This window comes from Klebsiella sp. 28 (assembly GCF_018223905.1).
Lineage (GTDB): Bacteria > Pseudomonadota > Gammaproteobacteria > Enterobacterales > Enterobacteriaceae > Klebsiella > Klebsiella pneumoniae.
Genome location: NZ_JAGRQY010000201.1, coordinates 1 through 13,761 on the forward strand (window position 1 = coordinate 1; position 13,761 = coordinate 13,761).

The 13,761-nt window shown below is 49.9% G+C and carries 13 protein-coding genes and 1 pseudogene; 7 read left to right on the plus strand and 7 right to left on the minus strand.

The annotated features are described in order from the left end of the window. The 7 genes and pseudogenes from rfbA to KHQ28_RS25805 form a co-directional block, all read left to right on the plus strand. Positions 1 to 245 (plus strand): annotated as a pseudogene (gene rfbA, locus KHQ28_RS25775) (O-antigen export ABC transporter permease RfbA); the annotation flags it as partial. Then, positions 245 to 985, plus strand: coding sequence for an O-antigen export ABC transporter ATP-binding protein RfbB (rfbB, locus tag KHQ28_RS25780; protein ID WP_014343303.1), 741 nt, complete (start codon positions 245 to 247; stop codon positions 983 to 985). The pseudogene rfbA and the gene rfbB, both read left to right, overlap by 1 nt. A 15-nt stretch (positions 986 to 1,000) precedes the next feature. Beyond that, a complete protein-coding gene (locus KHQ28_RS25785; RefSeq protein WP_060578973.1) occupies positions 1,001 to 2,896 on the plus strand; it encodes a DUF4422 domain-containing protein in 1,896 nt (631 codons plus the stop codon). A 15-nt stretch (positions 2,897 to 2,911) separates the two neighbouring features. Then, positions 2,912 to 4,066, plus strand: a complete 1,155-nt coding sequence (gene rfbD / locus KHQ28_RS25790; RefSeq protein WP_032105059.1) for a UDP-galactopyranose mutase — start codon at positions 2,912 to 2,914, stop codon at positions 4,064 to 4,066. After that, the gene (locus KHQ28_RS25795) at positions 4,063 to 4,956 is read left to right on the plus strand and encodes a glycosyltransferase (RefSeq protein ID WP_023286696.1); all 894 of its coding nucleotides are present in this window, start codon (positions 4,063 to 4,065) and stop codon (positions 4,954 to 4,956) included. Before rfbD ends, KHQ28_RS25795 begins: the two co-directional genes overlap by 4 nt. Beyond that, positions 4,957 to 6,102, plus strand: a complete 1,146-nt coding sequence (locus tag KHQ28_RS25800) for a glycosyltransferase family 4 protein (RefSeq protein WP_072198348.1) — start codon at positions 4,957 to 4,959, stop codon at positions 6,100 to 6,102. Between the two features lie 120 nt (positions 6,103 to 6,222). Next, positions 6,223 to 7,539, plus strand: coding sequence for a glycosyltransferase (locus KHQ28_RS25805; protein WP_032418683.1), 1,317 nt, complete (start codon positions 6,223 to 6,225; stop codon positions 7,537 to 7,539). A 103-nt stretch (positions 7,540 to 7,642) separates the two neighbouring features. Here KHQ28_RS25805 and hisIE read toward each other — a convergent pair whose 3' ends face one another. Genes hisIE through hisD form a run of 7 tightly spaced genes read right to left on the minus strand, consistent with a single transcriptional unit; the run spans position 7,643 to position 13,747 of the window. Beyond that, positions 7,643 to 8,242: a bifunctional phosphoribosyl-AMP cyclohydrolase/phosphoribosyl-ATP diphosphatase HisIE gene (hisIE, locus tag KHQ28_RS25810; protein ID WP_004144136.1), complete on the minus strand. Its 600-nt coding sequence runs from the start codon at positions 8,240 to 8,242 to the stop codon at positions 7,643 to 7,645. Then, positions 8,236 to 9,012 carry an imidazole glycerol phosphate synthase subunit HisF gene (gene hisF / locus KHQ28_RS25815; RefSeq protein WP_004180497.1) on the minus strand — a complete coding sequence of 259 codons (777 nt, stop codon included), beginning with the start codon at positions 9,010 to 9,012 and terminating at the stop codon, positions 8,236 to 8,238. Before hisF ends, hisIE begins: the two co-directional genes overlap by 7 nt. Continuing rightward, complete coding sequence (gene hisA / locus KHQ28_RS25820; protein ID WP_004152515.1) at positions 8,994 to 9,731, minus strand: 1-(5-phosphoribosyl)-5-[(5-phosphoribosylamino)methylideneamino]imidazole-4-carboxamide isomerase; 738 nt, start codon at positions 9,729 to 9,731, stop codon at positions 8,994 to 8,996. The genes hisF and hisA overlap by 19 nt, the downstream gene beginning before the upstream one ends. Next, a complete protein-coding gene (gene hisH / locus KHQ28_RS25825) occupies positions 9,731 to 10,321 on the minus strand; it encodes an imidazole glycerol phosphate synthase subunit HisH (RefSeq protein WP_002912227.1) in 591 nt (196 codons plus the stop codon). The genes hisA and hisH overlap by 1 nt, the downstream gene beginning before the upstream one ends. Beyond that, entirely contained in the window at positions 10,321 to 11,388 is a 1,068-nt protein-coding gene (gene hisB, locus KHQ28_RS25830; protein WP_004144133.1) for a bifunctional histidinol-phosphatase/imidazoleglycerol-phosphate dehydratase HisB, read from the minus strand. Before hisB ends, hisH begins: the two co-directional genes overlap by 1 nt. Further along, positions 11,385 to 12,446, minus strand: a complete 1,062-nt coding sequence (hisC, locus tag KHQ28_RS25835; protein ID WP_023316143.1) for a histidinol-phosphate transaminase — start codon at positions 12,444 to 12,446, stop codon at positions 11,385 to 11,387. The genes hisB and hisC overlap by 4 nt, the downstream gene beginning before the upstream one ends. Beyond that, positions 12,443 to 13,747, minus strand: a complete 1,305-nt coding sequence (gene hisD, locus KHQ28_RS25840; protein WP_032418685.1) for a histidinol dehydrogenase — start codon at positions 13,745 to 13,747, stop codon at positions 12,443 to 12,445. Before hisD ends, hisC begins: the two co-directional genes overlap by 4 nt. Between the last annotated feature and the right edge of the window lie 14 nt (positions 13,748 to 13,761).

The following is a 13,761-nucleotide window of genomic DNA, read 5'->3' on the forward strand; positions in this document are numbered from 1 at the left end:
GGATTATGCTGATGTTTTATTGTACGCCGATTTTATATGCGTCTGATATGATTCCGGAAAAATTTAGCTGGATAATTACCTACAATCCGCTAGCGAGTATGATTCTTAGTTGGCGTGATTTATTCATGAATGGTACTCTTAATTATGAGTATATTTCTATACTCTATTTTACGGGAATCATTTTGACGGTTGTCGGTTTGTCTATTTTCAATAAATTAAAATATCGATTTGCAGAGATCTTGTAATGCACCCAGTTATTAACTTCAGTCATGTTACAAAAGAGTATCCTCTGTACCATCATATTGGCTCAGGAATCAAAGATTTAATTTTCCATCCGAAACGCGCTTTTCAGTTGCTGAAGGGGCGGAAATATTTAGCTATCGAAGACGTATCCTTTACAGTTGGCAAAGGTGAGGCTGTTGCCCTGATTGGACGTAATGGGGCAGGAAAGAGTACCTCTCTTGGCCTGGTTGCCGGCGTGATTAAGCCAACTAAGGGAACCGTCACCACTGAAGGACGGGTGGCATCGATGCTTGAACTCGGCGGAGGCTTTCATCCGGAACTTACCGGGCGTGAGAATATTTACCTGAATGCTACTCTGCTGGGCCTTCGGCGTAAAGAGGTCCAGCAACGTATGGAACGTATTATTGAATTTTCGGAACTGGGAGAATTCATAGACGAGCCAATCAGAGTGTACTCAAGCGGAATGCTAGCTAAGTTAGGTTTTTCGGTCATCAGTCAGGTTGAACCGGATATTTTAATTATTGATGAAGTTCTGGCAGTAGGTGATATCGCTTTTCAGGCAAAATGTATTCAGACCATCAAAGATTTTAAGAAAAGAGGCGTGACAATATTGTTTGTTAGCCACAATATGAGTGACGTTGAAAAAATCTGCGACAGAGTCATCTGGATCGAAAATCATAGGCTCAGAGAAGTGGGGTCTGCAGAGCGAATCATTGAACTGTACAAGCAAGCAATGGCTTAATCAGTGGGTAATATAATGAACAATAGCGTTAAAATCTATACCAGCCACCATAAGCCTAGTGCTTTTCTTAATGCTGCAATTATCAAACCTCTGCATGTCGGCAAAGCTAATTCTTGTAATGAAATTGGTTGTCCAGGAGATGACACTGGCGATAATATTTCCTTTAAGAATCCGTTTTATTGCGAACTTACTGCGCATTATTGGGTTTGGAAAAACGAAGAGCTGGCAGACTATGTCGGTTTCATGCACTATCGCCGTCATCTTAATTTTTCCGAAAAACAAACTTTTTCTGAGGATACGTGGGGGGTCGTGAACCATCCATGCATTGATGAAGAATATGAGAAGATCTTTGGATTAAACGAAGAAACAATTCAACGGTGTGTCGAAGGTATTGACATCTTGCTGCCCAAAAAATGGTCTGTCACTGCGGCGGGAAGTAAAAATAATTACGATCACTATGAACGAGGTGAATACTTACATATTCGTGATTATCAGGCTGCCATTGCCATCGTTGAAAAACTATATCCAGAGTATAGCGCGGCAATAAAAACGTTTAATGATGCCAGTGATGGCTATTACACAAATATGTTTGTCATGCGCAAAGATATTTTTGTTGACTATTCTGAGTGGCTCTTTTCCATTCTGGATAATCTCGAAGATGCTATCTCGATGAACAATTATAATGCTCAGGAAAAACGCGTTATTGGGCATATAGCAGAACGGCTGTTTAATATTTACATTATTAAGTTGCAACAAGATGGTGAGCTTAAGGTAAAAGAATTACAGCGTACTTTTGTCAGCAATGAAACATTCAATGGTGCACTGAATCCAGTTTTTGATTCTGCGGTTCCAGTGGTTATCAGTTTCGATGATAATTACGCAGTCAGCGGTGGTGCATTAATTAATTCCATTGTCCGGCATGCGGATAAAAATAAAAATTATGATATCGTCGTACTCGAAAACAAAGTAAGCTATTTGAATAAAACGCGGTTAGTAAATCTAACCTCGGCTCATCCGAATATTTCTCTTCGTTTTTTTGACGTTAATGCTTTCACTGAAATAAACGGTGTGCATACCCGAGCGCATTTTAGCGCATCAACGTATGCCCGTCTTTTTATTCCTCAACTGTTCAGACGATACGATAAAGTCGTATTTATTGATTCGGATACCGTTGTAAAGGCTGACCTGGGTGAACTGCTTGATGTCCCTCTGGGCAACAATTTAGTTGCAGCGGTTAAGGATATCGTCATGGAAGGTTTTGTAAAATTTTCTGCAATGTCGGCATCAGATGATGGCGTTATGCCGGCAGGCGAATATTTACAGAAAACCTTAAACATGAATAACCCTGATGAATATTTTCAGGCAGGGATTATTGTTTTTAATGTCAAACAAATGGTCGAAGAAAATACTTTTGCTGAATTGATGCGGGTATTAAAGGCAAAAAAATACTGGTTCCTCGACCAGGATATCATGAATAAAGTTTTCTACTCTCGAGTCACATTTCTGCCATTAGAGTGGAACGTTTATCATGGTAATGGCAACACGGATGATTTCTTCCCTAATCTTAAGTTTGCAACGTATATGAAATTTTTAGCAGCTCGCAAGAAGCCTAAAATGATTCATTATGCGGGTGAGAACAAACCATGGAATACCGAAAAAGTCGATTTTTATGACGACTTTATTGAAAACATCGCTAACACTCCATGGGAGATGGAAATCTATAAACGTCAGATGTCGTTAGCGGCTTCGATTGGTTTAACCCATAGCGAGCCGCAACAACAAATCTTGTTCCAGACCAAAATCAAGAACGTACTGATGCCTTATGTTAATAAATATGCACCAATAGGCACGCCAAGAAGAAACATGATGACTAAATATTATTACAAAGTACGCCATGCTATTCTTGGATAATAAAAGAGACAACAGATGAAAAGTAAAAAAATATTGATCGTAGGTGCTGGCTTCTCTGGTGCAGTTATCGGTCGCCAACTTGCTGAGAAGGGACATCAAGTCCATATTATCGATCAGCGTGATCATATTGGGGGGAATTCCTATGATGCACGGGACGCTGAAACGAATGTGATGGTACATGTTTATGGACCCCATATTTTCCATACTGACAATGAAACAGTGTGGAACTATGTCAACAAGCATGCAGAGATGATGCCCTATGTGAACCGGGTTAAAGCGACAGTTAATGGTCAGGTATTTTCCCTGCCTATTAATTTGCATACTATCAATCAGTTTTTCTCAAAAACTTGTTCGCCTGATGAGGCCAGAGCGCTCATTGCTGAGAAAGGGGACAGCACTATTGCTGATCCACAAACTTTTGAAGAGCAAGCGTTACGCTTTATTGGTAAAGAGTTATATGAGGCCTTTTTTAAAGGATATACGATTAAACAGTGGGGGATGCAACCCTCGGAACTGCCCGCATCTATTCTTAAACGTCTTCCTGTTCGTTTTAACTATGATGATAATTATTTTAACCACAAATTTCAGGGCATGCCGAAATGTGGTTATACGCAGATGATTAAGTCCATTCTCAATCATGAAAATATCAAGGTTGACTTACAGCGGGAATTTATCGTTGACGAGCGAACTCATTACGATCACGTATTCTATAGCGGTCCATTAGATGCGTTTTATGGCTACCAATATGGCCGTCTGGGCTATCGAACATTAGATTTTAAAAAGTTTACCTATCAGGGTGATTACCAGGGCTGCGCAGTGATGAACTATTGTTCTGTTGATGTCCCCTATACTCGCATCACTGAACATAAATATTTTTCTCCCTGGGAACAACACGACGGCTCTGTTTGTTATAAAGAGTATAGCCGTGCTTGCGAAGAAAATGATATTCCTTACTATCCTATTCGCCAGATGGGAGAGATGGCCCTTCTTGAAAAATATTTGTCACTGGCCGAGAATGAAACCAACATCACTTTTGTCGGTCGTCTTGGAACCTACCGTTACCTCGACATGGATGTGACCATCGCCGAAGCATTGAAAACGGCAGAAGTCTATTTAAATTCACTCACTGAAAATCAGCCAATGCCTGTGTTTACGGTTTCTGTACGATGAAATATACGGCATTGATAGTGACATTCAATCGTCTCGGCAAACTGAAAAAAACGGTTGAAGAGACCCTTAAACTTGAATTCACTAATATTGTTATTGTCAATAACGGGTCCACGGATGGGACCCAAGCCTGGCTTTCGTCAATTGTTGATACACGAGTCATTGTATTAACCCTCACCGAGAATACCGGTGGGGCGGGGGGCTTTAAAACCGGTAGTCAGTATATCTGTGAACAGCTGGCAAGTGATTGGGTATTTTTCTACGATGACGATGCTTACCCCTATCCAGACACGTTGAAGTCCTTTTCACAGCTGGATAAGCGGGGATGTCGGGTATTTAGTGGACTGGTGAAAGATCCGCAAGGAAAACCGTGTCCGATGAATATGCCGTTCTCGCGTGTGCCAACTTCACTTGGCGACACTGTACGCTATTTACGCTACCCTGCAGAGTTTATCCCGGCAGCTAATCGTTCTATGTTCGTACAAACGGTTTCATTCGTTGGGATGGTCATACATCGTGATCTGCTCGCGACCAGTCTTGACCACATCCATGAACAGCTCTTTATCTACTTTGATGATCTTTACTTTGGCTATCAGCTATCATTAGCTGGTGAGCAAATTATGTATAGCCCGGAGTTGCTTTTTTATCATGATGTGAGTATTCAGGGCAAACTTATTGCCCCTGAATGGAAGGTTTACTATCTATGCCGTAATTTGATCCTGTCGAAGAAAATATTCCAGAAAAATGCCGTGTATAGCAATTCAGCGATAGCGATACGCATCCTAAAATATATATTAATCCTGCCATGGCAACGTCAAAAATATTCCTATATGAAATTTATTCTTCGTGGAATTTCACATGGCATAAAAGGTATTAGTGGTAAGTATCATTAAGTGGGCATAGCAATGAGAAAATTGTGTTATTTCATAAATTCGGATTGGTACTTCGATTTACACTGGATCGATCGTGCCATCGCCTCCCGTGATGCAGGTTATGAGATTCACATCATCAGCCATTTTATTGATGACAACATAATAAATAAATTTAAAACATTTGGCTTTATTTGCCATAATGTTACTCTTGATGCTCAATCTTTTAATGCATTAGTTTTCTTTCGTACTTACCATGATGTGCAAAAAATTATTAAAAATATAAAACCGGATCTCTTGCATTGCATCACTATCAAGCCATGTTTGATTGGTGGTGTGCTCGCGAAGAAATTTAATCTGCCGGTCATCGTAAGTTTTGTTGGGCTTGGAAGAGTATTTTCTTCTGACAGCATGCCTTTAAAATTATTGCGGCAGTTTACTATTGCTGCATATAAATATATTGCCAGTAATAAGCGCTGTATATTTATGTTTGAACATGACCGCGACAGAAAAAAACTGGCTAAGTTGGTTGGACTCGAAGAACAACAGACTATTGTTATTGATGGTGCAGGCATTAATCCAGAGATATACAAATATTCTCTTGAACAGGATCACGATGTCCCTGTTGTATTGTTTGCCAGCCGTATGTTGTGGAGTAAAGGACTGGGCGACTTAATTGAAGCGAAGAAAATATTACGCAGTAAGAATATTCACTTTACTTTGAATGTTGCTGGAATTCTGGTCGAAAATGATAAAGATGCAATTTCCCTTCAGGTCATTGAAAATTGGCATCAGCAAGGATTAATTAACTGGTTAGGTCGTTCGAATAACGTTTGCGATCTTATTGAGCAATCAAATATCGTTGCTTTGCCGTCAGTTTATTCTGAAGGTGTTCCGCGAATTCTTCTGGAAGCATCTTCTGTGGGTCGCGCTTGTATTGCTTATGATGTTGGTGGTTGTGATAGCCTTATTATTGATAACGATAATGGAATTATTGTTAAAAGCAATTCACCTGAAGAGCTGGCTGATAAACTTGCCTTTTTGCTTAGCAATCCTAAAGCACGCGTTGAAATGGGTATTAAAGGACGTAAGCGTATTCAGGATAAATTCTCGAGTGGGATGATTATTAGTAAAACGCTAAAGACTTATCATGATGTGGTCGAAGGATAGTTGTCGATCAAACGGTTAACCGTTTTTATTAGTTGCCAGATTCTGTTTCTTTACCTTCAAATTTTTTAAAGTATATTATTAACTAAAATTACTGTAACGTGTCACTTGGGAGGCGATCAAATGTCTGAAAGATCTTCAAGTGCACTGGTCTCTGTTGTGATACCTGTGCACGATGCTGCAGAATATATATCTGATACGCTTAGTTCCATTTTATCGCAATCGTTACAGGATATTGAAGTCATCATTATTGATGACAATTCGGCTGATGATACGTTAAAGCTACTGCAGTCCTTTGCCGCTAATGACTCGCGGATACGTCTTTTGAATAATTCGCAGAATATCGGTGCCGGTGCATCACGTAACATGGGATTAAAAATAGCAAGTGGCGAATATATCATTTTTCTTGATGATGACGATTACCCCGATGCTAATATGCTCAAACGGATGTATGATCATGCTGTATTGCTGCAAGCCGATGCGGTTATCTGCCGATGCCAGTCTTTAGATCTACAAACCCATTCATATGCACCAATGCCATGGTCCGTGCGCGTAGATTTACTTCCTCAAAAAGAACTATTTTCATCAGATGAGATCACTCATAATTTCTTTGGTGCATTTATCTGGTGGCCCTGGGATAAGCTTTTCCGGCGCCAGGCTATACTGGATACTGGTTTACAATTCCAGGATTTAAGAACGACTAATGATTTATTTTTTGTTAGCGCTTTTATGCTACTTGCCAAAAGAATGGCGTTCCTGGATGAGATCTTGATTTCTCATTCCATTAACCGCAGTGGTTCATTATCGGTGACCAGAGAGAAATCCTGGCACTGTGCTCTTGATGCGTTACGTGCTCTCTATTCCTTTATTGACTCACAGCACTTGTTGCCTTCACGGGGTAGAGACTTTAATAATTATGCAGTGACTTTTCTTGAGTGGAATTTAAATACGATTTCTGGTCCGGCGTTTGATTCTTTATTCACTGCTTCACGTGAATTCATCACCTCATTGGATATTGATGAAAGCGATTTTTATGATGATTTTATCAAAGCGGCACACCATCGCCTGGTTCGGTTAACGCCAGAAGAGTATCTTTTCTCGTTAAAAGATCGGGTATTACATGAGCTTGAATCCTCTAATTTATCTTCAGAGAAGTTGCAAGCCAGTATTGCTTCTCAGGATCAAGTTCTTAAAGCCAGGGAAGAAGAAATTGATGAGCTAAGAGCGTCCGTTGCACAGAAAAAAGAACGTATTGATAGGTTGGTCCAGCGAAATGCATATTTAGAAACTGAGTATCAGAAACAGCAAGATCAATTAACTAAACTACAAAATGAATTAAATAACGCTACTCAACGTTATTCAGCCCTTATTTCATCATTGTCATGGAAAGTCACAAGACCTTTAAGGTTAATCAAAGCGTTAATCGCGAGGAAAATGTAATATTTTTATCAATACTTCATGCTTATTTTAGTTGCAGAGAAATACTCCTGATTAACGAGCAAAGTTATGCAGGGAGGCATATTAACACCTCCCTTTGCTATTATTACCTATGCCGTGCTCTTAAATTATCAATCACTTCCCCGAGATCCAGCCCCTGGTCCTGCAGCAGCACCAGCAGGTGATACATCAGGTCCGACGCCTCATTCTTCAGCTCGAAGCGGTCGTTCACCGTGGCGGCCAGCGCGGTCTCCACGCCTTCTTCCCCCACTTTCTGCGCAATACGCTTGGTGCCGCTGGCATACAGCTTCGCCGTGTAGGAGCTCTCCGGGTCGGCGTGTTTACGCTCGGCCAGCAGCTGCTCCAGCTGATAGAGGAACAGCCACTGGTGGCCGGTTTCGCCGAAGCAGCTTGTGGTGCCTTTGTGGCAGGTCGGTCCGATCGGGTTTACCAGCACCAGCAGCGTATCGTTGTCACAGTCCGGCGTGATGCTCACTACATTGAGGACATGGCCCGAGGTTTCACCCTTGGTCCACAGCCGCTGCTTGGTGCGCGAGTAAAAGGTGACCTTGCCGGTGGCTTCGGTTTTCTCCAGCGCCTCCTTGTTCATGTAGCCGTGCATCAGCACTTCGCCGGATACGGCGTGCTGCACGATGGCCGGCATCATGCCGTCCGTTTTTTCCCAGTCCAGCTGTTCAGTCAACATACCCTTATCTCCACGCCCTGTGCCGCCAGGTACGCTTTCAGTTCGCCAATATTAATAATCTGTTTGTGGAATACCGAGGCCGCCAGCGCGCCGTCAACGTCGGCGTCGCGGAAGGCTTCGAGGAAGTGTTCCATAGTGCCCGCGCCGCCGGAGGCGATCAGCGGGACGTGGCACACCGCGCGAACCTTCGCCAGCTGCTGCAGGTCGTAACCGTTGCGCACCCCGTCCTGGTTCATCATATTGAGAACGATCTCGCCTGCGCCGCGCTTCTGCACTTCCTCCACCCAGTCGAGGGTTTCCCACTGCGTCACCCGGGTGCGGCTCTCGTCGCCGGTATACTGGTTGACGTGATACTTGCCGGTCTCTGCATCAAACCAGGTATCAATCCCCACCACGATACACTGCACGCCAAAGCGGTCGGCAAGGCGGGTGATCAGCGTCGGGTCGGCGAGAGCAGGGGAGTTAATCGAGATCTTATCGGCGCCGAAGGAGAGGATCTGCGCCGCGTCTTCCAGCGACTTGATCCCGCCCGCCACGCAGAAAGGAATATCAATCACTTCCGCTACCCGCGACACCCAGCTTTTGTCGACCACCCGACCGTCGCTGGAGGCGGTGATATCATAGAACACCAGTTCGTCGGCCCCTTCGTCGGCATAGCGCTTGGCCAGCGGGACGATGTCGCCAATGATCTCGTGATTACGGAACTGCACGCCTTTCACTACCTGGCCGTCGCGGACGTCGAGGCAGGGGATTATCCGTTTTGCCAGCATTGAATGGCCTCCGTTACGTTGAATTTACCTTCCAGCAGCGCGCGGCCGACAATCACGCCGCGCACCCCGGTGCCGCGCAGCGCGGCAATATCTTTGAGATCGCCGATGCCGCCGGATGACTGAAACGCCACCTGCGGATAGCGGGCGCAGACTTCCTCGTACAGCGAGACGTTAGAACCCGCCAGGGTGCCGTCGCGGGAGATATCGGTGCACAGCACGTGCTGCAGGCCGACCGGCAGATAACTTTCCACCAGCTCCTCCAGCGTCACGCCGGAGTTTTCCTGCCAGCCGCTGACCGCCACCTGCTTATTGCCGTCGGCGTCGATACGCACGTCGAGGGCGAGCACCAGCCGTTCTGGGCCAAAGCGTTTAAACCAGCCTTTCACTTCCTCTGGGGACTTCACCGCGGTGGAGCCGACCACCACGCGGGCGACGCCGGCCTCAAGCAGGGCCGCGACATCCGCTTCGGTCCGCACGCCGCCGCCGACCTGTACCGGGACGTCAACGCCGGCGACCAGCGATTTCAGCAGCGGGATTTGGCGCTTCGCCGGATCCTTCGCCCCGGTCAGATCGACCAGGTGCAGGACTTCCGCTCCCTGAGCGGCATAGGACTGCAGGCGCGGCAGCGGATCGCTGCCATAGTCGCGCTGCTGGCCGTAATCGCCCTGGTGGAGACGAACGACGGTGCCGTCGATTAAATCTAAAGCAGGAATAATCATCACATCTCCAGGAAGTTTTTCAGCAGCTGCGCCCCGGCGCTCCCGGAGCGCTCCGGGTGGAACTGCACGCCAAAGAAGTTATCTTTCTGCACCGCGGCGGTGAACGCCTCGCCGTAATTGCACTGGGCGATGGTGTACGGGTTGACCGGCATGGCGTAGCTGTGCACGAAGTAGAAATACGCGCCTTCTTCAATGCCGCGGAACAGCCGATCGCCAGCTTTGGCATACACCCGGTTCCAGCCCATGTGCGGCAGCGGCAGACCGTGGTCGGTCATCTTCGGCACCTCTTCTTCGATAATGCCCAGCAGATCGACGCCGTTGTTCTCCTCGCTGCGCTTGCCGAGCAGCTGCATGCCCAGGCAAATCCCCAGCACCGGCTGGGTACAGGCTTTGATCAGGTCGATCAGCTCCCGGTCGCGCAGCTGATCCATCGCCGCCTGGGCGGTGCCGACGCCGGGAAGAAACAGTTTATCGGCACGCAATACCACTTCCGGATCGCGGCTGACCACCGGCTCATAGCCGTGGCGGCCAATCGCCGATTTCACCGAATTGAGGTTGGCGCAGCCGGTATCAAGGATCACCACATTCATTACAGCACCCCTTTGGAAGACGGCAGGGCATCGCCCTGGACGCGGATCGCCTGGCGCAGCGTACGGCCAAAGGCTTTGAACAGGCTCTCCACGCGGTGGTGATCGTTCTTGCCCTTGGTTTTCAGGTGCAGGGTCACCGCCATGGTGTAGGAGAGCGAGCGGAAGAAGTGTTCCACCATCTCGGTGCTCAGATCGCCGACGCGCTGATAGGTGAAGTCTGCCTTATACTCCAGGTGCGGACGGCCGGAGATATCCAGCGCGCAGCGGGCGAGACACTCGTCCATCGGCAGCACGAAGCCGAAGCGGTTGATGCCGCGCTTGTCGCCAAGGGCCAGCTTCAGGGCTTCGCCGAGGGCCAGGCCGGTATCCTCCACCGTGTGGTGGTCGTCGATGTACAGATCGCCGCCGACGTTAACCTCCATGCGGAAGCCGCCGTGGGTGGCGATTTGGTCGAGCATATGGTCAAAAAAGCCGACGCCGGTATGGATCTTGCTGCCGCCTTCGCGGTCCAGCCACACTTTCACATCCACCTGGGTCTCTTTGGTGATGCGCTCGACGTGGGCATAGCGGTCGCGGCGGGTCAGCTGCTCGCAGATGGTCGGCCAGTCCAGGGTCTCGCGGTCATAACGCAGACCGGTAATTCCCATGTTATCCGCCAGCTCAAGGTCGGTGGCCCGGTCGCCAATCACATAGCTGTGGGCTTTATCCAGCACGCCCTCTTCCAGCCACGGCAGCACCAGCTGCGTTTTTGGCTTGCGGCAGGCGCAGTTGTCGCCCGGGAAGTGCGGACAAATCAGCACCTCTTCAAAGTTAACGCCCTGCGAGGCGAAGATCTGCATCATCAGGTTGTGTGGGCCATCAAACGCTTCCTGCGGCAGACTGTCGGTTCCCAGGCCATCCTGATTGGTGATCATCACCAGCTTATAGCCTTCCTGCTGCAGCTTCAGCAGCGCCGGGATCACCTGCGGCTCAAACGCCAGCTTGTCGAACCGGTCCACCTGGAAATCCTCCGGCGGTTCGGAAATCAGGGTGCCGTCACGGTCAATAAAGAGATACTTCTGGGTCATACATTCTCCGCAGTCAAGGCGTCAATCACGCGCTGGCTCTCGGCACGGGTACCGATAGTGATACGCAAACAGCCGCTTAATGAAGGTTGTTTATTCTGGTCACGTAAGATAATGCCCTGATCCCACAAAGATTTAAACACTGCGCTGGAGGCGGTTATCCGCGCCAGCACATAGTTGGTCTCGGAATCGAAGACCTGCTCCACGCAGGCGATGCCGCGCAGCTGTTCCACCAGGTAGCGGCGCTCGTCAAGGATCTGCGCCACGCGCTGGCGCATCGCGGCGATCCCCTCCGGGCTCAGGGCCTGGGCGGCGATATCGGCCACCGGCGTGGAGAGCGGGTACGGGGCGATCACTTTCAGCAGCACGTTGATCACCTCGGCGTTGGCGAGGGTGAAACCGCAGCGCAGGCCGGCGAGGGCGAAGGCTTTGGACAGCGTGCGCAGCAACACCAGGTGCGGATAGTCGCTGAGCCAGCCGGCCAGCGTCGCCTGCGGGCAGAATTCAATATAGGCTTCGTCGGCCACCACGATGGCTTTGCCGCGGGTCATCTCCAGCAGGTCGCGCATCGACTGCGGGTCGATAATCTGCCCGGTCGGGTTGTTCGGGCTGCAGACGAAGACCACCTTCACGCCGTCCAGCCGCGCTTCGATGCCCGGCAGGTCGAGCTGCCAGTCGGCCAGCGTCGGCACGGTGCGGCACTCGACGCCGATGGTCTCGGCGCTGACACTGTACATGCCGTAGGTCGGCGGGCAGTAGAGCACCGCGTCTTCGCCGGGCTCACAGAAGGCGCGGATCAGCAGCTCGATGCCTTCGTCGGCGCCGCGGCTGACCAGCACCTGCTCCGGTTTGACCTCGGCGTAGCGGGCGTAGCTCTCAATCACGGCCTTCGGCTGCGGCTCAGGATAGCGGTTCAGCGTCTGTTCGGTAAGCTGGAAGGCTACGGCGGTAGGGAATTCGTTGGCGTTGAGCCAGACGTCGCCTTTGCCGCCCAGCCGACGAGCGGATTGATACGGGGTCAGCGCGCGGACGTTGGCGCGGGCTAAATCTTCAATGCTCATGCTTGCTCCTTCAGGGCGGCAACGCGCAGCGTTACGGCGTTTTTGTGGGCGTCAAGGCGCTCGGCGGCGGCCAGGATCTCAATCGTTGAGGCGAGGGCGGCAAAGCCGTCGCGCGACAGCTCCTGCACGGTCATCCGCTTCTGGAAGTCGGCCAGACCGAGGCTTGAGCAGGTGGCGGTATACCCATAGGTCGGCAGGACGTGGTTGGTGCCCGAGGCGTAGTCGCCCGCGGATTCCGGTGACCAGTCGCCAAGGAAAACGGAACCGACGCTGGTGATGTTGTCCACCAGCTCGCGGGCCTGACGGGTCTGAATGATCAGATGCTCCGGGCCGTACTGGTTGGAGATAGCCACGCACTGCGCCAGATCGCGGGCCACGATGATCCGGCTGGCGGAGAGCGCCACGCGGGCGGTTTCCGCGCGCGGCAGGGCGGCCAGCTGGCGCTCCACGGCTTCGGCGACGCGGCTGCCCATGTCGGCGTCCGGGGTCAGGAGGATCACCTGCGAGTCCGGGCCGTGTTCCGCCTGCGACAGCAGGTCGGAGGCGACAAAGTCCGGGTTGGCGCCGCTGTCGGCGATCACCAGCACTTCCGACGGGCCGGCCGGCATGTCGATGGCTGCGCCGTCCAGACGCTGGCTGACCTGGCGTTTGGCTTCCGTGACGTAAGCGTTGCCCGGGCCAAAGATTTTATCTACCTTCGGCACCGACTCGGTACCGAGGGCGAGGGCGGCGATGGCCTGGGCGCCGCCGACGTTAAAGATGGTTTTTACGCCGCACAGCTGTGCGGCATAGAGGATCTCATCGGCAATCGGCGGCGGCGAGCAGAGCACCACCTGCTGACAGCCGGCGATGCGCGCCGGCGTCGCCAGCATCAGCACCGTGGAGAACAGCGGCGCTGAGCCGCCGGGAATGTACAGTCCGACGGAGGCGATAGGGCGGGTGACCTGCTGGCAGCGCACCCCCGGCAGCGTTTCGACATCCACCGCCTGCAGCTGTTGCGCGTTGTGGAAGGTCTCAATGTTTTTCACCGCCACCGCCATCGCCTGCTTCAGCTCATCGCTGAGGCGCTCGCCGGCGGCGGCGATCTCCGCCTCGCTCACCTGCAGCGCGGCGACGGTGGTTTTATCAAACTTCGCGCTGTATTCGCGCAGCGCCGCGTCGCCGTTGGCTTTGACGTTATTCAGGATCTCCGTCACCGTTTTACTGATGCTGTCGGAGGCGGAAATCGCCGGGCGCGTTAAGAGTTGCTGTTGTTGGTCTGCGCTACAGCCGTTCCAGTCGATGATTGTGTTGAAGCTCATGATTGTATTCCCCT